Raw genomic sequence first — 22,390 nt, forward strand, 5'->3', positions numbered from 1 at the left:
TCCCACATTTGAACGGTATTGCACACCAAAACAATCCATCAGAGGTTGAATCGACATGGCTGCAAACGACACCACCCCGTTGATCGAGAAACGTTCGATCGACTACATCCCGGAAGCGGAAAGACACGGTCGTCTCTTGAGCCAGTTCACCCTGTGGCTGGGTGCCAACCTGCAAATCACGGCCATCGTTACCGGGGCCTTGGCCGTGGTGCTGGGCGGTGATGTGTTCTGGTCGTTGATCGGTCTGTTGATTGGTCAACTGATCGGCGGTGGCGTCATGGCGTTGCATGCGGCGCAAGGGCCCAAACTGGGCCTGCCGCAGATGATCTCCAGCCGCGTGCAGTTTGGTGTGTATGGCGCGGCCATTCCGATCGTGTTGGTGTGCCTGATGTACCTGGGTTTCACCGCAACCGGCACCGTTCTGTCAGGTCAGGCGCTGGGCCAGTTGTTCGGGGTCAGCGACAGCACCGGCATCCTGCTTTTCGCCAGTGTCATCGTGCTGGTCACGGTGCTGGGTTATCGGGTGATCCACTTCATCGGGCGCGTCGCCAGCGTCATTGGTGTGATTGCCTTCGTTTACCTGTTCAGTCGCCTGATGGGCCAGGCTGACATTGGTGCATTGCTGCAAATCCGCCATTTCAGCTGGAGCAGTTTCTTGCTCGCGGTGTCCCTCGCCGCCTCCTGGCAGATCGCGTTCGGGCCGTATGTGGCGGACTACTCGCGCTATTTGCCGAGCAGCACGTCTTCGGTGAAAACCTTCCTTGCCGCCGGCGCAGGTTCAGTGATTGGCGCACAGGTGGCGATGATTCTCGGCGTGTTTGCCGCGGCCATGGCCAACGGGCAATTCGCCGGTCACGAGGTGGCGTACATCGTCGGCCTGGGCGGCAGTGGCGCTACCGCTGCGTTGCTGTATTTCAGCATCGCGTTCGGCAAGGTCACCATCTCCACACTGAACTCCTACGGCAGCTTCATGTGCATCGCGACTATCATCAGCGGCTTTCGCGGTCGCCTGGAGGTTACGCGTCTGCAGCGTCTGGTGTTCGTGGTGGCCATCGTCGGTACGGCGACCCTGATCGCGTTGCTCGGCCAGCATTCGTTCCTCGGTGCGTTCAAGTCTTTCATTCTGTTCCTGCTGGCGTTCTTTACGCCCTGGAGCGCGATCAACCTGGTGGATTACTACTGCATCACGCGCGAGCGCTATGACGTGCCAGCACTGGCTGATCCAAAGGGTCGCTACGGGCGCTGGAACCCACTGGGTATCAGCGTCTATGTCTTCGGTGTGCTGGTGCAGATGCCATTTATCGCCACCAAGTTCTACACCGGCCCGCTGGTGAGCGCCCTTGGGGGTGTGGATATCTCCTGGATCATCGGCCTGGTACTGCCCGCCGCGCTGTATTACCTGTGTGCGAAAAAATGGCACGGCACGGTGCCCGATCAATTGATCCTGCCGGTAGAGCAGGGCGCTACACCAACAACAACCGGGCTGGCTGCACAGGCCTGATGGGACGTGGACAAGGCAGGACGCCTTTTGACTGCCGTAATCCATTTCATGATTGGGAGCGTCACACAATGAAAATGCATAAGACCCTGCTGACCACGTTGTTCTCTGCAGGCTTGCTGGCCAGCGCTGGCGCCCAGGCGGCCGGTTGGTGCGAGTCCGGTAAACCGGTGAAATTCGCAGGCCTGAACTGGGAAAGCGGCATGTTGCTCACCGACATCCTGCAAACCGTCCTGGAAAAAGGCTACGACTGCAAAACCGACAGCCTGCCAGGCAACTCCATCACCATGGAAAACGCCCTGAGCAGCAACGACATCCAAGTGTTTGCCGAAGAATGGGTCGGCCGCAGCGAAGTCTGGAACAAGGCCGAGAAGGCCGGCAAAGTCGTCGGCGTCGGTGCGCCTGTGGTGGGTGCCATCGAGGGTTGGTACGTGCCGCGCTATGTGATCGAAGGCGACGCCAAGCGCAAGCTGGAAGCCAAGGCGCCGGACCTCAAGCACATCGCCGACCTGGCCAAGTACGCCTCGGTGTTCAAGGACCAGGAAGAGCCGTCCAAAGGCCGCTTCTACAACTGCCCGGCCGGCTGGACCTGTGAGCTGGACAACAGCGAAATGCTCAAAAGCTACGGCCTGGAAAGCACCTACACCAACTTCCGCCCAGGCACCGGCCCGGCGCTGGATGCGGCGGTGCTGTCGAGCTACAAGCGCGGCGAGCCGATCCTGTTCTACTACTGGTCGCCGACGCCGCTGATGGGCCAGGTCGACCTGGTCAAGCTCGAAGAAAAACCCGGTGTGGATAAAAGCGTGAGCATCAAGGTCGGCCTGTCCAAGACCTTCCACGAACAAGCCCCGGAACTGGTGGCTGTGCTGGAAAAGGTCAACCTGCCCATCGACCTGCTGAACCAGAACCTGGGGCGCATGGCCAAGGAACGCATTGAGTCGCCGAAACTGGCGAAGATCTTCCTCAAGGAACATCCTGAAGTCTGGCACGCCTGGGTAAGCGAAGACGCAGCCAAGAAAATCGACGCGGCCTTGTAGGTCAAGTGTGCACGGCTACCCTCAGGGGTGGCCGGGCGACTGGCCACAACCCATTGGATCGAGAGCACGCTATGTTTCCTGAGAGTTTTACGTTTTCCATTGCCGACTGGGTCAACGGTTGGGTGGATTCACTGGTCACCAACTACGGTGATGTGTTCCGGCAGATTTCCGACACGCTGCTGTGGGCCATCGTCAACCTCGAAGGCCTGCTGCGCGCAGCGCCCTGGTGGCTGATGCTGGCGATCGTCGGCGCGGTCGCCTGGCACGCCACGCGCAAGGTAGTGACCACGGCGGTAATCGTCGGTTTGCTGTTCCTGGTGGGCGCGGTTGGCCTGTGGGACAAGCTGATGCAGACCCTGGCCTTGATGATGGTTGCCACGGTGATCTCGGTGCTGATCGGCATTCCGTTGGGCATCCTCTCGGCACGCAGCAATCGCCTGCGTTCGGTGTTGATGCCGCTGCTCGACATCATGCAAACCATGCCCAGCTTCGTGTACCTGATCCCGGTGCTGATGCTGTTCGGCCTGGGCAAGGTGCCGGCGATTTTCGCCACAGTGATCTACGCCGCGCCGCCGCTGATTCGCCTGACTGACTTGGGCATTCGCCAGGTTGACGGCGAAGTCATGGAAGCCATCAACGCCTTCGGCGCCAACCGCTGGCAGCAACTGTTTGGTGTGCAATTGCCGTTGGCGCTGCCGAGCATCATGGCTGGTATCAACCAGACCACCATGATGGCGTTGTCGATGGTGGTGATTGCCTCGATGATCGGCGCCCGTGGCTTGGGCGAAGACGTGCTGGTCGGCATCCAGACCCTCAACGTTGGCCGTGGCCTTGAAGCGGGGCTGGCGATCGTGATTCTTGCAGTGGTCATCGACCGCATTACCCAGGCCTATGGCCGTCCACGGCATGAGGCGAGCAAATGACGACTGTCAGCAAAATCGAAGTCAAAAACGTCTTCAAGATCTTCGGTGCCCGCTCCAAAGACGCGCTGGCGATGGTCGGGCAGGGCAAGACCAAGGACCAGGTGCTGGCCGAGACCGGTTGCGTGGTCGGCGTGAACGACCTGTCGCTGAGCATCGGCACCGGTGAGATCTTCGTGATCATGGGCCTGTCGGGCTCCGGCAAGTCGACCCTGGTGCGCCACTTCAACCGCCTGATCGACCCCACCAGCGGCGCGATCCTGGTGGACGGCGAAGACATCCTGCAACTGGACATGGACGCGCTGCGTCAATTCCGTCGGCACAAGATCAGCATGGTGTTCCAGAGCTTCGGCCTGCTGCCCCACAAAAGCGTGCTCGACAACGTCGCCTACGGCCTCAAGGTGCGTGGCGAAACCAAGCAGGTGTGCGCCGAACGTGCGCTGCACTGGATCGAAACCGTGGGCCTCAAGGGCTACGAAAACAAATACCCGCACCAGCTCTCCGGCGGCATGCGCCAACGCGTCGGCCTGGCCCGCGCCTTGGCGGCCGACACCGACATCATCCTGATGGACGAAGCCTTCAGCGCCCTCGACCCGCTGATCCGCGCCGAGATGCAGGACCAGTTGCTGGAGCTGCAAAAGACCCTGCACAAGACCATCGTGTTTATCACCCATGACCTCGACGAGGCCGTGCGCATTGGCAACCGCATCGCGATCCTCAAGGACGGCAAGCTGATCCAGGTCGGCACGCCTCGGGAAATCCTGCATTCGCCGGCGGATGAGTATGTGGACCGGTTTGTTCAGCGGCGCGCGGCGGTGGTCTGATCCGGGTTTGGTGGTGAGGCTGCTGGCCCTATCGGGGGCAAGCCCCCTCCCACAGGGGATCGCATTCCAAATGTGGGAGGGGGCTTGCCCCCGATAGGGCCGGTAAGGCTGCACAAGCATTAAAGAAGGTATGAAGATGTCCCAGGCAACAAAAATCACCATCGCCGACACCCTCCTGCACTGGCAGGACGTCGTCGCCGTCGCCCGCCACGGCGCCGTCCTCGAACTCTCCGGCCAGGCCTGGGCGCGGATCGACAATGCCCAGGCCATCGTGCAGCGCATCGTTACCAGCGGCGAACGCGCCTATGGCGTGAACACCGGCCTGGGCGCGCTGTGCAATGTGTCGCTTGCGGGCGAGCAACTCAGCCAACTGTCGCGCAATACCCTGCTGAGCCACGCCTGCGGTGTCGGCCCGGTGCTCAGCGATGAGCAGACCCGCGCAATCATCTGCGCGGCCATCATCAACTACAGCCACGGCAAGTCCGGCCTGCACCCGCAGGTAGTGCGGGCGCTGCTGGCGCTGCTCAATCACGGCATTACGCCGCAAGTGCCGTCCCAGGGTTCGGTGGGTTACCTGACCCATATGGCTCATGTCGGCGTGACGTTGTTGGGTGTCGGCACAGTGAGCTATCGCGGCCAGATCGTGACCGCACAAGCCGCCTTGCAGGCTGAAGGCTTGCAACCCGTAGTGCTCGGCGCCAAAGACGGCCTGTGCCTGGTCAACGGCACGCCGTGCATGACCGGCCTGAGCTGCCTGGCCCTGGCTGATGCCCATCACCTGCTGCAATGGGCCGATGTGATCGGTGCCATGAGTTTCGAAGCCCTGCGCGGTCAGATCGACGCCTTCGATGAAGAAATCATCGCCCTCAAGCCGCACCCCGGCATGCAGCGCGTTGGCCTCAACCTGCGTGCGTTGCTCGACGGCAGTGAAGTGATCGCCAGCAGCAAAGGCATTCGCACCCAGGACGCCCTGAGCATCCGCTCGATCCCGCAGATCCACGGCGCGGCGCGGGACCAAGTGGAGCACGCCACCCGCCAGATCGAGACCGAGCTCAACAGCGCCACTGACAACCCGTTGCTGCTCGGCACGCCGGACAGCTACCGCGTGGTATCCCAGGCCAACCCGCACGGCCAGTCCGTCGCCTTGGCCGCTGACCTGCTCGCCATCGCCATGGCCGAGATCGGCTCGGTGGCCGAGCGCCGCCTGGACCGTTTGATCAACCCCCACGTCAGTGGCTTGCCGGCCTTCCTGGTGAGCAACCCAGGCGTCAACTCCGGGATGATGATCGTGCAATACGTCGCCGCATCGCTGTGTGGGCAAAACCGTCAGCTGGCGCAGCCGGCGGTGCTCGACAACTTTGTCACCTCGGGCCTGCAGGAAGACCACTTGAGTATGGGCACCAACGCCGCGCTCAAGCTGCATCAACTATTGGCCAACGTTACCCAGATCCTCGCCATCGAATACTTGTTGGCGGCCCAGGCATTTGAATTCCTGAAGGACCAGCGTTTCGGCGCAGGCACCAACCGCGCCTGGCGATTGCTGCGTGAAGTGGTCCCGGCTTACGAGCAGGACCGCTGGCTGGCACCGGACATCGAAGCCGCCGCCAAGCTGCTCAAAGACACCGTGTTACCCAATTTGCACTGAACACCTATTTATTCGAAAAATAATTTACAAGGAGTACGAACGTGACTGCGCTAAATCTGATTCCAGGCCAACTGAGCCTTGCCCAACTGCGGGCCATCTACCAGCAGCCGGTGACGCTCAGTCTGGATGACAGTGCCTCGGCCCAGATCGAAGCCAGTGTGGCCTGCGTGGAGCAGATTCTCGCCGAGAACCGCACCGCCTATGGCATCAACACCGGTTTCGGCCTGCTGGCCTCGACCCGCATCGCCAGCGAAGACCTGGAAAACCTCCAGCGTTCGCTGGTGCTGTCACACGCCGCCGGCGTCGGTGAGCCGATCAGCGATGCGCTGGTGCGGCTGGTCATGGTGCTCAAGGTCAACAGCCTGAGCCGTGGGTTCTCCGGGATTCGTCGGCAAGTGATCGACGCGCTGATCGCGCTGATCAACGCCGAGGTTTATCCGCATATTCCGTTGAAAGGCTCGGTCGGTGCGTCCGGTGACTTGGCGCCGCTGGCCCATATGTCCCTGGTGCTGCTGGGCGAAGGCAAGGCGCGCTACAAAGGCGAATGGCTGGAAGCCACCGAAGCGCTGAAAGTTGCCGGCCTCACGCCGCTGACCCTCGCCGCCAAAGAAGGCCTGGCGTTGCTCAACGGCACCCAGGTGTCCACCGCTTATGCCCTGCGCGGCCTGTTCGAAGGTGAAGATCTGTTCGCCGGCGCCCTGGCCTGTGGCGGCCTGACTGTAGAGGCGGTGCTGGGCTCGCGCTCGCCGTTCGACGCCCGCATTCACGCCGCTCGCGGCCAACGCGGGCAGATTGATTCGGCTGCCGCTTACCGCGACCTGCTCGGCGACAGTAGCCAGGTGTCCCAGTCGCACCAGAACTGCGACAAGGTGCAAGACCCGTATTCCCTGCGCTGCCAGCCACAAGTGATGGGCGCGTGCCTGACCCAGTTCCGCCAGGCCGCCGACGTGTTGGTGGTCGAAGCCAACGCCGTGTCGGACAACCCGCTGGTGTTCGCGGCTGAAGGCGATGTGATTTCCGGCGGTAACTTCCATGCCGAACCGGTCGCCATGGCCGCCGACAACATGGCGTTGGCCATCGCCGAAATCGGCTCGCTCAGTGAGCGCCGTATCTCGTTGATGATGGATAAGCACATGTCGCAACTGCCGCCGTTTTTGGTGGGCAATGGCGGCGTGAACTCCGGCTTCATGATCGCCCAGGTGACGGCCGCTGCGCTCGCCAGCGAAAACAAGGCGCTGGCCCATCCCCATAGCGTCGACAGCATCCCGACGTCCGCCAACCAGGAAGACCACGTGTCCATGGCCCCCGCTGCGGGCAAGCGCCTCTGGGAAATGGCCGAGAACACCCGTGGCATCCTCGCCGTCGAGTGGCTGGCCGCGTGCCAGGGCCTGGACCTGCGCGAAGGCCTGAAGACCTCGCCAAAGCTGGAAAAAGCGCGGGGCATTCTGCGCGCCAAAGTGGCGTTCTACGACAAGGACCGTTTCTTCGCCCCGGACATCATCGCCGCCAGCGAACTGCTCGCCAGCCGCTGTCTGAATGAGCTGGTGCCGGCGAAGTTGTTGCCGAGCCTGTAAGCGACACTCGCTCTCTGTGGTGAGCGGGCCAGCCCGCTCACCACAAAAAAGCAGTTGCCCCGAGCGCGGATTCTAATTTTCTCAGGATAAAAATAATTAAGGACGAGAAATGCACCAGCAAGAAAAGGGTTTGAAACGCGGCCTCAGCGCCCGACATATTCGCTTCATGGCACTGGGGTCGGCCATCGGCACCGGGCTGTTCTACGGCTCCGCGTCAGCCATCCAGATGGCCGGCCCCGCCGTGCTGCTGGCCTACCTGATTGGCGGCGCCGCGGTCTTCATGGTGATGCGCGCCCTCGGTGAAATGGCCGTGCACAATCCGGTGTCCGGCTCTTTCGGCCAGTACGCCAGCACCTACCTGGGCCCAATGGCCGGGTTTATCCTCGGCTGGACCTACGCGTTTGAGATGATCATCGTCTGCCTCGCCGACGTCACCGCGTTCGGCATTTATATGGGCTTCTGGTTTCCCGAGGTGGCGCGCTGGGTCTGGGTGCTTGGCATCGTGTTTTTGATCGGCGGCCTGAACCTGTGCAACGTCAAAGTGTTTGGCGAGATGGAGTTCTGGCTGTCGCTGCTCAAGGTTGGCGCCATTGTGGCGATGATCCTCGGCGGTTTCGGCATCATGCTGTTCGGCATCCACTCGGCAGGCGAGACCCAGGCCAGCGGGCTTAGCAATCTTTGGGCCCACGGCGGCTTTATGCCCAACGGCGTCGGTGGCCTGATCGCCTCGTTCGCGGTGGTGATGTTCGCGTTCGGCGGTATCGAAATCATCGGCATCACCGCCGGTGAGGCCAAAGATCCGCAGCGCGTGATCCCCAAGGCGATCAACGCTGTGCCGCTGCGCATCCTGCTGTTCTACGTGCTGACCCTGTTTGTGCTGATGGCCATCTACCCATGGCCGCAGATCGGCAGCCAGGGCAGCCCGTTCGTGCAGATCTTCAGCAACCTGGGCATCGGCTCGGCGGCGACCATCCTTAACATTGTGGTGATCTCGGCGGCAGTTTCGGCGATCAACAGTGACATCTTCGGCGCCGGGCGCATGATGTACGGCCTGGCTCAACAAGGGCAGGCGCCAAAGGGGTTTGCCCAGCTGTCCAGGCAGGGCGTGCCGTGGATGACCGTGGTGGTGATGGGCGCAGCGCTGCTCGGCGGCGTGCTGCTCAACTACCTGATCCCGGAAAACGTGTTCCTGGTGATTGCCTCGATTGCCACCTTCGCTACGGTGTGGGTATGGCTGATGATTCTGTTCACCCAGGTCGCGATGCGTCGCTCGATGACCAAAGAACAGGTCGCCGAGCTGAAATTCCCGGTGCCGTTCTGGCCCTATGCGCCAGCGGCGGCCATCGTCTTCATGCTGTTTGTATTTGGTGTGCTGGGTTACTTCCCGGACACCCAGGCAGCCTTGCTGGTCGGCGCCGTGTGGATCGTGCTGCTGGTCGTTGCCTACCTGCTGTGGGTCAAGCCCGCCGCCGGGCAAGCGGCCAAGGTCCATTACGACCCGGCTGTGTCTCATCGATAACTTAGGGAGGCGTTGATGAAAACCCTTTGGCAACACTGCCACGTTGCAACCATGGCTGGTGGTCACTACTCGATCATCGAGGATGCTGCCTTGGTCACTGCCGGCTCACTCATCGAGTGGATCGGCCCGCGCAGCCAAGTGCCGACGGCGGACTACGCCCAGGTGCATGACCTGCAAGGCGCGTGGGTCACCCCCGGGCTGATCGACTGCCACACCCACACGGTGTTTGGTGGCAATCGCAGTGGCGAATTCGAGCAGCGCCTTGAGGGCGTGAGCTATGCCGAGATTGCGGCCAAGGGCGGTGGTATCGCCAGCACCGTGCGCGCCACCCGCGCTGCGACAGAAGATGAACTGTTTGCCAGTGCTGAAAAACGCCTGCGCAGCCTGCTGCGCGACGGCGTGACCACGGTGGAGATCAAGTCCGGTTACGGCCTGGACCTGGCCAACGAACGCAAGATGCTGCGCGTAGCCCGGCGCCTCGGCGACGAACTGCCGGTCAGCGTGCGCGCCACCTGCCTGGCGGCCCATGCCCTGCCGCCGGAGTACAAGGACCGCGCCGACGATTACATCGAGCATATCTGCACCGAAATGCTACCGACGCTGGCAGACGAGGGGCTGGTAGACGCCGTGGATGCTTTTTGCGAATACCTGGCGTTTTCCACCGAGCAGGTGGAGCGGGTGTTCAAGGTCGCCCAGCAACTCGGCCTTCCAGTAAAGCTGCATGCCGAGCAGCTGTCGTCGCTGCATGGCTCCAGCCTGGCGGCGCGTTATCACGCGTTGTCGGCGGACCATCTGGAGTTCATGACCGAAGCAGACGCCATCGCCATGGCTGCGTCGGGCACTGTCGCCGTGCTGCTGCCGGGAGCGTTCTACTTCCTGCGCGAAACCCAACTGCCGCCGATGGACGCCCTGCGCAAACACGGCGTGAAAATCGCCATCGCCAGCGACCTCAACCCCGGCACCTCGCCGGCACTCTCGGTGCGCCTGATGCTGAACATGGCCTGCACCCTGTTCCGCATGACCCCCGAAGAAGCCCTGGCCGGCGCCACCCAACATGCGGCCACTGCGCTGGGCATGGGCGAGACCCATGGCTCGCTGGAAGTGGGCAAGGTGGCGGATTTTGTGGCGTGGCAGATTGATCGACCCGCCGACCTGGCCTACTGGCTGGGCGGTGACCTGGATAAACGCGTCGTGCGCCATGGCGTCGATGTCACTGTGTAAGGAGTGCTGTTGTGGATAAGGTTCTGAACTTCAAACAAGGCCGCACGCCGCTGCTGATCAGCATGCCCCACGCCGGCCTGCGCCTGACGCCTGCGGTGGAAGCCGGGTTGATCGACGAGGCAAAAAGCTTGCCGGACACCGACTGGCATATCCCCGCGCTGTACGACTTTGCCGAGGAACTGGGCGCCAGCACGCTCTCGGCGCAGTACTCGCGCTTTGTCATCGACCTCAACCGGCCGTCCGACGACAAACCCCTGTACGCCGGCGCCACCACCGGCCTGTACCCTGCCACGCTGTTCGAGGGTGTGCCGTTGTTCCGTGAAGGCCTGGAGCCGAGCGAGGCAGAGCGCGCCAGTTACCTGCAGAAAATCTGGGGCCCGTATCACCGGGCGCTGCAAGAGGAACTGGCACGGCTCAAGGCCGAGTTCGGCTACGCGTTGCTGTTCGATGCACACTCGATCCGCTCGGTAATCCCGCACCTGTTCGACGGCAAACTGCCGGACTTCAACCTCGGCACCTTCAACGGCGCCGCCTGCGACCCGAAACTGGCCAGCCAACTGGAAGCCATCTGCGCGCAGCATCCGCAGTACAGCCATGTGCTGAACGGGCGTTTCAAGGGCGGGCATATCACCCGGCATTACGGCGACCCGGCGCAGGATATCCATGCGGTGCAGTTGGAGTTATGCCAGAGCACTTATATGGAAGAGGTCGAGCCGTTTAGGTATCGCGCGGATCTGGCTGAGCCGACGCGGGTGGTGTTGAAGCAGTTGCTGCAGGGTTTCCTCGCGTGGGGGCAGACGCGCTACGAGTGATCAGCCCTGCCGGACTTGTATCTTTTACTCAGTGAGAAGTCCCTGTAGCGAGCGGGGTTGTCCCGCGTCAGGCTGAGTCGCGAACCAAGCCAGTCATCGCTTCAGGGCTGATCAGGTTTTCTGGAGTTTTTACGGGAAAGACTTAGTCAGCAATGCTTCTAGCGAGTCATACAGAAGCTCAGCTTCATCCTCTTCGTGAAAATAGATATAGATTTCGCCCGTTGGGCCGACGAGGATAGGGTTTCCAGATCCATCGTCTGAAATCACTATGGCTCCCACTAACTCCTCTGGAAGTTTGTCAGCATAGACACTCCAGAATTTCTCCGTCATCTCGGTAACGGTGGCTTTGCCGATCAGTGATCCGTTCCGAAATGCGTGAATGTCGATACCGCCGAATGCACCACCAAAAAGCTTTATAAACTCAACATATTGCTCATTGAATTTAACATTGAGTTTTTTTTCCGCTGTGTTGATTTCAGCATCGGTTGCAGGTTGTCCACTAAGACCATTCTGTGTGCTGAACAGAGCTCTGATTTTTTTCAACAAGTCCTGTTTCATTTCATGCATCCGCCTTTTGAAGCTTTTTTGGCTTGGGACGTCCAGAACTCTTTTTTCCAAAGGTTGAACGCTGCCCGGTTTGTGATACCTGTTCCCTTCTTGCTGCCGTTCGGGTGTTGTGCGGCGTTGTGTTCGGGGCTGCCATGATGCTTGTCAGGCATCGCTCTGAGAGGTCCTTCAGTTTGTTGTTTGTCATGATGCAGCACAATTGTGTTGCCGTGCTTATCAACCGGTGACTTTCCAAATGAATGAGGTGCGTCAGGTCCGTTCATGAAAATTACAGTCTTCAATTCAGATGGGTTCAAATGACTTAAGTCTGTATAGCCGGTTACGGTAAGTGTCAGTCTACGGCTATCTGTAAACGTAACTGGTGTTAGCCCTAGTGGGTCAAACCAAGAGATTGGGTTGGGTGAATAGGTGTAGGCGTTTAAGCCCCCCGCCAACCCAATCGGATCCGGCGTCGTAAACCGCCCCACATCCGGATCATAAAACCGGAACGTGTTGTAGTGCAGCCCCGTCTCCCGATCCAGATATTGCCCCTGGAACCGCAGGTTCTGTTCTTCTACGTAGTAAGGCTCGCGCACCTCCTTCAGCGTGTTGCCCCACACCCGATAAGTTGCGTGCCAAACGTTGTGCCCGTCGGTTTCCGTCAACTGTTCCGGCAACCCGTTCAGGTCGTTGTGGTAGTAGCGCACGCGCTGGTGTTCGCCCTTTCCATCGACTCGGGCAAGCGGCGCGTAGCCGTCGTCTTCATAGAGGTAGAGGCTCGTCTGACTATGCCGATGCTCCTGCAACAGGCGCAGGCCTTCCCAGTCGAAGCGGGTTTCACTCAGCGGATAACCGTGGCTGTCGTATTCGGTTTTATTGATACGCCGACCGAGTGGGTCATAAGTCATTTTTACCCGCGTTTCTCGGCCGTTTTTCTGGCTACGCACTTCGATCAGGCGGTGTTCGGCGTCGTACGCGAAGCGTTGCAAGCCTCGCAGAGCACTGCGTTTTTCGATCAGCCGACCAAAGCCGTCGTAGCGGTAGCGCTTGTCCTGATAGGTCAGCAATTTGTTGTGCCGCACTAATCCGGCGCCAAGCGGGGGCCCATCCAGCAAGTTGGCGGCAGCATCGTAGGCGAAGGTTTCCTGCTGACCTTGCGTATTGACCTGGGTAGCGATAATCCGACCGGTCGCGTCGTAGTGCAGCAGTTGGCGTTGGCCCGCTTCCAGGCGGCCGATCAGGTTGTCGGCCGGGTCATATTCGAAGGTTTTTTGTTGGGTGGGCGGCAGTTGCCGGGGATCGCCTGTAGGGCTGCGTTTACGTGAGCGCAATCGGCCACAGCGGTCGTATTCGTTGCGGGTGGTGATCTGCCCTTGGGTGCGCAGCACTTCGCGGTGCAGGCGGTCGCGTTCGAAGTCGCTGATGACGTGGCCGTCGAGGTTGAGCTGGTGCAGGTGGCCGCTGCCGTAGTGCAGGCGGTTGAGCCAGCGGCCATCGGGTAGTTGCGTCTGGATCAGGTTGCCAAGTTCGTCATAGCGGTGGTTCAGGGTGCCGGCAGCGCTGTGTTCAGTGAGGAGGTGGCCAAGTGGATCGTAGGCGAAGTTCAGGGTCTGGGTGGTCGTATCGTCGCCAGCAAAAGTGATGGCAGTCAGTTGGTCGACTAAATCGTAGGCGTATTCGGTACGACCCTCATCGGTTACTTTCGCCCGCAAGCGCCCAGCTGCATCGCGCTCCAGGCGATGGACGATAGAGGGCGCATCATTCGACGGCACATATTCGACTGCAGCCAGGTTATCCAGTGCATCGTAGGTATAGCGTCGGCCACTACCATCGAGGTCTTGCTGCTGTGCAAGGCGGTTGCCCTGGTCCCAAGTAAAGCGGTAGCACTCGCCGTTTTCATTGGTCAGGGTTTGCAGACGGCCGTACGCGTCGTGGTGGAACTCGATCTGTCGGCCTTGGGCATCGACGCGCTGGCGAACCTGCCCACGGCGGTCGTACTCATAACGGGTGATATGGCCGGCAGCATCGGTGTAGGCGATCAACTGGCCGCTGGTGTCGCGCAGATAACGCTCGATATGCCCATATGGCCTTTCGGCTTGCAGCAGGCGGCCCTGGTTGTCGTGTTGATAGCGCTGCCGCTCACCCAGCGCATCGATCACGGCGTGCAAGTGGCCCCGACGGTCGTACTCGAACCTCGTGGGATACCCCGAGCAATCTACGTGCTCGGTCAACTGCCCGATTTCATTCCAGCGCAGGCGGTTGCTTTTTCCGATGACGTCGGTGATTTCAACGACTTGGCCAAATGCATCATGACGGTAGCGTGTAACCTGCCCCAGCGGATCGGTTTGGCTGACACAGTTGCCTCGCGGGTCGTATTGATACTGCCAGGCGTGGCCGGCGGCGTCGGTCTCCACCAACGGCAGTGACCAATGCTCCAGCCACACCGTGGATTCGACGCGCCCCGACGGATCTTGCGTCTCGCACAGGTTGCCGGAGGCGTCGTAACCGAACTTCCATTCACCGCCCTGGGGGTCGGTTGCACCGAGCAACTGGCGCTCGTCATTCCATTCAAACTGCCAGGTTTGGCCGAGGCTGTCGGTATACGCGGTGATCTGGTACTGCGGGTTCCATTGGCGCGTGCTGAGCCGTTGCAAGCCATCGGTAATCCGCGTTATCCCGGCGTGCAGGTCATATTCGAATTGGTAGTCGTCACCCTCGTCAGTCCAGTGCCGGACCACGCGCCATTCGCGGTCATCCACACAGGCCCATTGGTAGAAGCAACGCAATCCGGTGGGCCGTTGGTGCTCGGTCATGCGCTGGCCGCTGTCGTAGGCGAAACGACGTTGAACGTGCCCGACAGCATCGCGAACGTCGGCCAGGTTGCCTTGACCGTCATAGGTATAGCTGGCGACGGTTTCTCGGCTGTGATCGGGGAACAGACGTTCAATCTGAGCGACCCGGGCGGGCCATTGCTGGCTGTAGCCCAGTTCGATCTGCACATCATCTAAGGTATCGCGCAACCGGCTCAGGCGGCCCTGGGTGTCATAGTCAAGCCAGACTCGGTTGTGATTACGGTCCCCTAACTGGTTTAGACGCAGGCGCGAGGAGGTGCCCGGTGCGGGTTCAAACAGCCGATAGCGCCCATCGACGCTTTCAATAAGCAGGCGCCCGTCGGTATGGCGCCGTACGCTCAAGCCTTCGCCCGCGCTGAATACCGCGCCGCCCAAAGGGATCACACCCATGTCGATCTGGCGAGCCTGCTCATCGGTGTAGAGCAGTTGCTCGCCGCCTTCGGGGTGCACGCCGATGTCAATGCGGGCTTCATAAGCCACGCTCCAACTAGCGCCGAACAGACCGTCACGCCGTTCATCTCGACTGCAGTAATAGCGCTGCCACTCGATTGGCAGCAGTCCTGGCAAAGCGAAGTCCAGGTCGTCTTCACCGTCGAGGATCTTCGCGCCCGTGGCGCTGTGCACCGGGTTGGGCGAACCCGTGACCGCAGCGGTCATCGCATTACTTACCTGGCTGCTGCCCCACGACACCAGCCCGCCCACGGCCATGCACGGCAACGTGCTGAAGAACTTCGTGCCACCGCCGCGCAACGTCAGCAACGCCGTCACCGCCAACCCAGCGCCCGGCGTCTTGCCGCTGCGAATCTCGCGCGCAACCAAGGGCGCGCCACCGATGATCACATTCGGCGAAATTTGTACGTTTGCGACCTTGGCCTCGCAGGTGCTCCGATCCCCGTCGCGCACCGCTGGCTGACCATTGATAAAGACTCTGCTGGAGCCTTCCGCCAGGTATTGCTCCGGCATCGACGGGTGTCTGTTGCAGTCGACTTTATCGGCAGGGCAAGGCACCACGCCTGCCACCGGGGCCGCCACCGTAGGACGCCATAGTTGAGAGAAAAAGCCTTCAGCGATATCCAGGTAAGACGGCTCAGCACGTGGCGCCGCTATAACATCCGAGAATTTGCCGGCCGCCCGCGCAGCGGGTTTCCCGTTGATGAAGACGTTGGGCGAACCGCTGCTGATAAAGGCGTCGATGACCGGAGGGAAAAGCGCATTGGCAAAGTACTCACATAATCGTGAGAGGCATTTATCTGCACCGGTGTGGCTCATGCCAACCCCGACCACCACACCCACGACGGCACCCAGTACAACGCAGCCGAGGCCGCCAGTTGCCACGGTGACGCCCGCTGCGGCAACCACAGCCGCTGTCGCCAAGGCCGTCACGGCCACGCTGGCGGCAATCTCCAAGACGCCGCCTAACGCGTCGGCGAGCATTGAACTGTGCAGAAGCGCGTCGCCCTCGCGGGCGGCCCACGGCGTGTCGGTCATGCGTAACGATCCGTGTCTGAAAAGGCCGGATCAAATCACGCGATTGCGTCCTTGCTCAGGTGATGCCTTCCGAGGTGTTCGTAGGACGGCTCCCAAGGTTTATTTGCATCCGTGAGCGGGGGGCCGGGCAAAGGCTTGGTCCACGGCTGTTTGCGCTTGTGCGGCGAGGCTCATCTATACGCTTATCTGCTGAATTACCTCAGGAGCGAACGACTGACACAGGTCTAAGCGCTCAAGGACATGCTCATTGCACAATTCGGGTTTATAGTGCCAGACGGCACAATAAAAGACGTCCCCCCAGGGATGAACCCGACCCCCTACGGAGCGCGCAATGCAGACTTGGTACCCGCAGATCAAACCCTACGCCCGGCACGATCTGGCCGTCGATGACACCCACACCCTGTATGTCGATGAAAGTGGCTCCCCCGAAGGCCTGCCTGTCGTCTTCATTCACGGTGGCCCTGGTTCCGGTTGCGACGCCCAGAGTCGCTGCTATTTCGATCCCAATCTCTACCACATCGTCACCTTCGACCAGCGCGGTTGCGGGCGCTCCACGCCCCGCGCCAGCCTGGAAAACAATACGACCTGGGATCTGGTCGCCGACCTTGAGCGTATCCGCGTGCACTTGGGTATAGAAAAATGGGTGCTGTTTGGCGGCTCTTGGGGCTCCACGTTGGCCCTGGCCTACGCGCAAACCCACCCTGAGCGTGTGCATGGCCTGATCGTGCGCGGCATTTTCCTGGCGCGTCCGCAGGACATCGAATGGTTCTACCAGGCTGGCGCCAGCCGCTTGTTCCCGGACTACTGGCAGGACTACCTTGCGCCGATCCCCGCGGACGAGCGTCACGACATGATCACCGCCTACCACAAGCGCCTGACCGGCAACGACCAGATCGCCCAGATGCACGCGGCCAAAGCCTGGTCCGGCTGGGAAGGGCGCATGCTGGGCCTGTGCCCAAGCCCGCAGCATGTGGAGCGTTTTTCCGAACCGCAGCGCGCCTTGTCCATCGCCCGGATCGAGTGCCACTACTTCACCAACAATTCCTTCCTGGAACCCAACCAACTTATTCGCGACATGCACAAGATCGCCCATCTGCCTGGCGTAATCATCCATGGCCGCTACGATATGATCTGCACGTTGGATAACGCCTGGGAGTTGCATCAGGCTTGGCCCAACAGTGAATTGCAGGTGATTCGCGAAGCGGGTCATGCGGCGTCCGAGCCCGGCATTACCGATGCGTTGGTCCGCGCGACCGGCGAGATGGCACGGCGCCTGCTTGATCTGCCGCCAGAAGAAGCATGAAGGGCTTGTTGCAACGGGTGCGTGGCGCCCGTGTCGAGGTGGCGGGCGAGGTTGTCGGCGCCATCGACCAGGGCTTGCTGGTGCTGGTGGCCGTTGAGCCTTCAGATACGCCGGAGAGCGCCGATAAGTTGCTGCACAAATTGCTCAACTACCGGGTATTCAGCGACAACGAAGGCAAGATGAACCTGTCTCTCAAGGATATCGGCGGCGGTTTGCTGCTGGTGTCGCAGTTTACGTTGGCGGCGGATACCAAGAGCGGGCTGCGGCCAAGCTTCTCCACAGCGGCCCCGCCGGCCCTGGGAGCGGCGCTTTTTGATCACTTGCTGTTACAAGCGCAACAATTGCATGACAAGGTGGCGTCGGGGCGTTTTGGCGCCGATATGCAGGTGCATTTAGTCAATGATGGCCCTGTGACATTTTTGTTACAGGTGTGAATGTATTAAAAACGACGCTTAATGCCTAAAAACGCAGGATTTCGCTACAAATACTTCGCTGCCCCTGATGCGTTGTGTCGCGGGCTACTAGATAATCGCGCGCTACGGGGATCAGCGTTGTTTGGTCCATTTTTGACTTAGGTAGAGACTTGTCCGACATCCATTGGGGAATCATTTTGACCCGGGGGAGTCGGAACAATGCTCGCCAACCTGGCATATAGATAGCTGGCCGTTGGTTTTTTGATCTGTTTTCGGCGAGGGTTGCTCGTGATTGTTAGTCCCTGTAATGCACCAAAATTGTCTGCCAAACGGTTACGAAACGCACTGGTAACGGGCTCTGCCCTGTTTTGCCTGTTCGGCGCGGGTCAACTGTGGGCATTCAGTCTGGATGATGTGTCGGCCAAGGCAAAAGAGCTGGCCGGGCAGAAATACGAAGCTCCGCGCAGCAATCTGCCGAACGAATTCCGCGAGATGAAATTCGCGGACTACCAGAAGATTCGTTTCCGCAATGAAAAAGCCGAGTGGGCCGATCAGAACACCCCGTTCAAGCTGTCCTTCTATCACCAGGGTATGCACTTCGATACACCGGTGAAAATCAACGAAGTCACGGCTGACAGCGTCCAGGAAATCAAATACGACCCGTCGCGTTTCGATTTCGGCGATGTGAAATTTGATCCTAAAGCCACCGAACAACTGGGTTATGCCGGTTTCCGTGTCTTGTTCCCGATCAACAAGAGCGACAAGCAAGACGAAATCATGACCATGCTCGGCGCGAGCTATTTCCGTGTCGTCGGCAAGGACCAGGTGTATGGCCTGTCTGCCCGTGGCATGGCGATCGACACCGCGCTGCCGTCTGGTGAAGAGTTCCCGCGTTTCACCGAGTTCTGGATCGAGCGTCCAAAACCGGGTGACAAGCACCTGGTGATCTTCGCCCTGCTCGATTCCCCACGTGCGACCGGCGCCTATCGCCTGATCCTGCGTCCGGGCACCGACACTGTAGTCGACGTGAAATCCCAGATGTTCCTGCGTGACAAGGTCAGCAAGCTGGGCGTGGCCCCGTTGACCAGCATGTTCCTGTTCGGCGCGAACCAGCCGTCCAAGGTGCTCAACTACCGTCGCGAACTGCACGACTCCAGCGGTCTGTCGATCCATGCCGGCAACGGCGAGTGGATCTGGCGCCCACTGAACAACCCTAAACACCTGTCGGTCAGCAACTTCACCGTAGAGAACCCGCGTGGTTTCGGTCTGCTGCAACGCGGTCGCAACTTCAGCCATTACGAAGACCTGGACGACAACTACGACAAGCGCCCAAGCGCCTGGATCGAGCCTGAAGGTGACTGGGGCAAGGGTTCCGTCGATCTGGTTGAGATCCCGACCGCCGATGAAACCAACGACAACATTGTTGCCTTCTGGAGCCCGGCTGAATTGCCGAAAGTCGGCGAGCCGCTGGAAGTCGCCTACCGCCTGCACTGGACCCTGGACGACGCCGCGTTCCACTCGCCGGACAGCGCTTGGGTCAAGCAGACCCTGCGTTCCACGGGTGACGTGAAACAATCCAACCTGATCCGTCAGCCCGATGGCAGCGTTGCCTATCTGGTGGACTTCGAAGGTCCGTCCCTGAAGAAACTGCTGCCGGACGCCCCGGTGCGCAGCCAGGTGAGCGTGGGTGACAACGCTGAACTGGTAGAAAACAGCGTGCGTTACAACGAACACACCAAAGGCTGGCGCCTGACCCTGCGCATGAAGATCAAGGACGCGGGCAAACCGACCGAAATGCGTGCGGCCCTGGTCCAGGACATCCCGCAGGCTGAGCCCGAGAAGGTGTCGAGCCAAGTGCTCAAGGCTGACAAGGTCCTGGCCAAGCAACACGAGAAACAGGCCAAGAAAGACGCCAAGGACAAGGAAGCCAAGCAGCCAGAAGCTGCCCCAGCCACGCCGGAGCCGATCAAGACCGAGCAAGTCCTGACCGAAACCTGGAGCTATCAGTTGCCTGCCGATGAGTAATTCTCAAGTCACGCCAGAGACTCTGTCCGAGTATCTGGCGCATCTCCCGATGACCGCTGAGCAGCGCGCCGAACTGGCGGGCTGCACATCCTTCACCGAGTTGCACGAGCGTTTGTCGTCCGCAACCTTTGACGCGCCCGTCGATGCCGCCCAGGCGTCGGTTGGCCGCCGCTTGACCCTGAGCACCGCCGAAGAGCTGCAAGACGCCGAAATGCTGGCGCTCGACGCCAGCGGTCGCGTGTGCCTCAAGGCCACGCCGCCGATCCGCCGCACCCGCGTGGTGCCGGAGCCGTGGCGTACCAATATCCTGGTGCGCGGCTGGCGCCGTATTACTGGCCGCAGCAACCCGCCGGCGCCGCCGAAGGATGAACGCGTATTGCCGGCTGCACGCTGGCGTACCGTGGGTTCGATCCGTCGGTACATCCTGCTGGTGCTGATGCTCGGCCAGACCATCGTTGCCGGCTGGTACATGAAAGGCATCATGCCGTACCAAGGCTGGTCGCTGGTCGACTTCGACGAAATCCGCAACCAGACCCTGCTGCAAACCGCCACCCAAGTACTGCCTTACGCTCTGCAAACCAGCATCCTGATCATGTTCGGGATCTTGTTCTGCTGGGTGTCGGCCGGTTTCTGGACGGCGTTGATGGGCTTCCTGGAGCTGCTTACCGGTCACGATAAATACCGGATCTCCGGTAAAAGTGCCGGTGATGAGCCGATTCCGAAAGACGCCCGTACCGCGCTGGTAATGCCGATCTGTAACGAAGACGTGCCGCGTGTATTCGCCGGTTTACGTGCGACGTTCGAATCGGTGGCCGCTACCGGTGACCTGGACCGCTTCGACTTCTTCGTGCTCAGCGACAGTAATGACGCCGACATCTGCATCGCCGAACAGCAAGCCTGGCTCGACGTGTGCCGCGAAGCCAGTGGCTTCGGCAAGATCTTCTATCGCCGCCGTCGCCGCCGCGTAAAGCGCAAGAGCGGCAACCTCGACGACTTCTGCCGTCGCTGGGGCGGTGACTATAAGTACATGGTCGTGCTCGACGCGGACTCCGTGATGAGCGGCGAATGCCTGACCAGCCTGGTGCGCCTGATGGAAGCGACGCCGGATGCCGGGATTATCCAGACCGCGCCGCGTGCGTCGGGCATGGACACCCTGTATGCGCGCATGCAGCAGTTCGCAACCCGCGTGTACGGCCCGCTGTTCACCGCCGGCCTGCACTTCTGGCAGTTGGGTGAATCCCACTACTGGGGCCACAACGCGATCATCCGCATGAAGCCGTTCATCGAGCACTGCGCCCTGGCGCCGTTGCCGGGTAAAGGTGCGTTCGCCGGTTCGATCCTGTCCCACGACTTCGTTGAAGCCGCGTTGATGCGCCGTGCCGGCTGGGGCGTGTGGATTGCCTATGACCTGCCGGGCAGCTACGAAGAACTGCCGCCGAACCTGCTGGACGAACTCAAGCGTGACCGTCGCTGGTGCCACGGTAACCTGATGAACTTCCGCCTGTTCCTGGTCAAGGGCATGCACCCGGTGCACCGCGCGGTGTTCCTGACGGGGGTGATGTCGTACCTGTCTGCGCCGTTGTGGTTCCTGTTCCTGGTGCTGTCCACGGCCTTGCTGGCGGTGAATACACTGATGGAGCCGCAGTACTTCATGGCACCGCGCCAGTTGTACCCACTGTGGCCGCAATGGCATCCGGACAAGGCGGTGGCGCTGTTCTCCACCACCATCGTGCTGCTGTTCCTGCCCAAGTTGCTGAGCATCATCCTGATCTGGGCCAAGGGCGCGAAAGAGTTCGGCGGCAAGTTCAAGGTGACCCTGTCGATGCTGCTGGAGATGCTGTTCTCCATGCTGCTGGCGCCGGTGCGGATGATCTTCCACACCCGTTTCGTCCTTGCCGCGTTCCTTGGCTGGGCTGCGACCTGGAACTCGCCGCAGCGTGACGACGACTCCACGCCATGGAGCGAAGCGGTCAAGCGCCACGGTCCGCAAACTGTGCTGGGCTTCCTGTGGGCGCTACTGGTGGTGTGGTTGAACCCGAGCTTCCTGTGGTGGCTGGTGCCGATCGTGGGTTCGCTGATGCTGTCGATCCCGGTGTCGGTGATCTCCAGCCGGGTCAAGCTGGGCCTCAAGTCACGCGACGAGAGCCTGTTCCTGATCCCTGAGGAGTACAACCCGCCGCAAGCGCTGCTGTCGACGGAGAAGTACACCCACGAAAACCGCTGGCACGCCCTCAATGACGGGTTTGTGCGGTCGGTGGTCGACCCACAGCAGAACGCCCTGGCCTGTGCCTTGGCGACCTCGCGTCACCGTGAGGCCGAGCCGATCGAGTACCTGCGTACCGAACGTGTTCGTCATGCGTTGAAAGTCGGCCCTGCCGGCCTCAACAACGGCGAGCGCCTGGCGTTGCTCAGTGACCCGGTGGCCTTGGCCCGCCTGCACGAGCAGGTCTGGAGCGAAGGGCATGCCGAGTGGCTCGCCGCTTGGCGTGACTCGATCAAGGCCGACCCGCACGCGCCGTTGCTACCGCTGCAACCGCTGTCGTCCCAGGCCCAACCGGCCTGATTCAGACACCCCCGAGGGCACACCTCGGGGGTGTTTCAAACGCTGGTCCTACAGCGTTTTTCGTATCTTCTTTGTCTTTCTAACCCCTTGTTATTTCGAAACAAAAGACCCTCGTTCGAGGCGTTTTTGCGTGCCCGCGACTGGGTTAGG

At 60.8% G+C, this 22,390-nt stretch carries 14 protein-coding genes and 2 pseudogenes; 14 read left to right on the forward strand and 2 right to left on the reverse strand.

Going from position 1 to position 22,390, the window contains the following annotated elements:
• The first annotated feature begins 55 nt into the window (after window positions 1-55).
• The 9 genes from EJD88_RS22085 to hutG all read left to right on the forward strand — a co-directional run bounded on the left by EJD88_RS22085 (window position 56) and on the right by hutG (window position 11,050).
• Window positions 56-1,501, forward strand: a complete 1,446-nt coding sequence (locus EJD88_RS22085; RefSeq protein WP_158879033.1) for a cytosine permease — start codon at window positions 56-58, stop codon at window positions 1,499-1,501.
• Window positions 1,502-1,569: 68 nt separating this feature from the next.
• A complete protein-coding gene (locus EJD88_RS22090) occupies window positions 1,570-2,535 on the forward strand; it encodes an ABC transporter substrate-binding protein (RefSeq protein WP_112193031.1) in 966 nt (321 codons plus the stop codon).
• 71 nt (window positions 2,536-2,606) lie between these two features.
• Complete coding sequence (locus EJD88_RS22095; RefSeq protein ID WP_053140441.1) at window positions 2,607-3,458, forward strand: proline/glycine betaine ABC transporter permease; 852 nt, start codon at window positions 2,607-2,609, stop codon at window positions 3,456-3,458.
• The gene (locus EJD88_RS22100; protein ID WP_016972280.1) at window positions 3,455-4,279 is read left to right on the forward strand and encodes a glycine betaine/L-proline ABC transporter ATP-binding protein; all 825 of its coding nucleotides are present in this window, start codon (window positions 3,455-3,457) and stop codon (window positions 4,277-4,279) included. Before EJD88_RS22095 ends, EJD88_RS22100 begins: the two co-directional genes overlap by 4 nt.
• 136 nt (window positions 4,280-4,415) lie before the next feature.
• Window positions 4,416-5,924, forward strand: coding sequence for a histidine ammonia-lyase (gene hutH, locus EJD88_RS22105; protein WP_158879034.1), 1,509 nt, complete (start codon window positions 4,416-4,418; stop codon window positions 5,922-5,924).
• Between the two features lie 41 nt (window positions 5,925-5,965).
• Window positions 5,966-7,498 (forward strand): histidine ammonia-lyase, encoded by a 1,533-nt coding sequence (gene hutH / locus EJD88_RS22110; RefSeq protein WP_112193033.1) that lies wholly within the window; start codon window positions 5,966-5,968, stop codon window positions 7,496-7,498.
• A gap of 109 nt (window positions 7,499-7,607) precedes the next feature.
• Window positions 7,608-9,017 carry an amino acid permease gene (locus EJD88_RS22115; RefSeq protein WP_099583843.1) on the forward strand — a complete coding sequence of 470 codons (1,410 nt, stop codon included), beginning with the start codon at window positions 7,608-7,610 and terminating at the stop codon, window positions 9,015-9,017.
• Between the two features lie 15 nt (window positions 9,018-9,032).
• Window positions 9,033-10,238, forward strand: a complete 1,206-nt coding sequence (gene hutI / locus EJD88_RS22120; protein ID WP_158879035.1) for an imidazolonepropionase — start codon at window positions 9,033-9,035, stop codon at window positions 10,236-10,238.
• Between the two features lie 11 nt (window positions 10,239-10,249).
• Complete coding sequence (hutG, locus tag EJD88_RS22125; protein WP_158879036.1) at window positions 10,250-11,050, forward strand: N-formylglutamate deformylase; 801 nt, start codon at window positions 10,250-10,252, stop codon at window positions 11,048-11,050.
• 129 nt (window positions 11,051-11,179) lie between these two features.
• Here hutG and EJD88_RS22130 read toward each other — a convergent pair whose 3' ends face one another.
• Both EJD88_RS22130 and EJD88_RS22135 read right to left on the reverse strand, forming a co-directional pair.
• Window positions 11,180-11,608, reverse strand: coding sequence for an SMI1/KNR4 family protein (locus EJD88_RS22130; RefSeq protein ID WP_158879037.1), 429 nt, complete (start codon window positions 11,606-11,608; stop codon window positions 11,180-11,182).
• A complete protein-coding gene (locus EJD88_RS22135) occupies window positions 11,605-15,936 on the reverse strand; it encodes an RHS repeat-associated core domain-containing protein (protein ID WP_158879038.1) in 4,332 nt (1,443 codons plus the stop codon). Before EJD88_RS22135 ends, EJD88_RS22130 begins: the two co-directional genes overlap by 4 nt.
• Window positions 15,937-16,059: 123 nt before the next feature.
• On the opposite strand from EJD88_RS22135, the pseudogene EJD88_RS27315 reads away from it, so the two are divergent.
• The 5 genes and pseudogenes from EJD88_RS27315 to mdoH form a co-directional block, all read left to right on the forward strand.
• Window positions 16,060-16,164 (forward strand): annotated as a pseudogene (locus tag EJD88_RS27315) (alpha/beta hydrolase); the annotation flags it as partial.
• A 103-nt stretch (window positions 16,165-16,267) separates the two neighbouring features.
• On the forward strand, window positions 16,268-17,239 hold the full coding sequence (pip, locus tag EJD88_RS22140; RefSeq protein ID WP_158879039.1) for a prolyl aminopeptidase: 972 nt from the start codon (window positions 16,268-16,270) through the stop codon (window positions 17,237-17,239).
• A complete protein-coding gene (dtd, locus tag EJD88_RS22145) occupies window positions 17,236-17,673 on the forward strand; it encodes a D-aminoacyl-tRNA deacylase (RefSeq protein ID WP_158879040.1) in 438 nt (145 codons plus the stop codon). The genes pip and dtd overlap by 4 nt, the downstream gene beginning before the upstream one ends.
• Before the next feature lie 324 nt (window positions 17,674-17,997).
• On the forward strand, window positions 17,998-19,677 hold the full coding sequence (locus tag EJD88_RS22150) for a glucan biosynthesis protein G (RefSeq protein ID WP_177411593.1): 1,680 nt from the start codon (window positions 17,998-18,000) through the stop codon (window positions 19,675-19,677).
• Window positions 19,670-22,242: pseudogene (gene mdoH, locus EJD88_RS22155) on the forward strand (glucans biosynthesis glucosyltransferase MdoH); the annotation flags it as partial. The gene EJD88_RS22150 and the pseudogene mdoH, both read left to right, overlap by 8 nt.
• Between the last annotated feature and the right edge of the window lie 148 nt (window positions 22,243-22,390).

Origin of the sequence: Pseudomonas sp. PB105 (assembly GCF_009764655.1) — a bacterium.
Lineage (GTDB): Bacteria > Pseudomonadota > Gammaproteobacteria > Pseudomonadales > Pseudomonadaceae > Aquipseudomonas > Aquipseudomonas cyclaminis.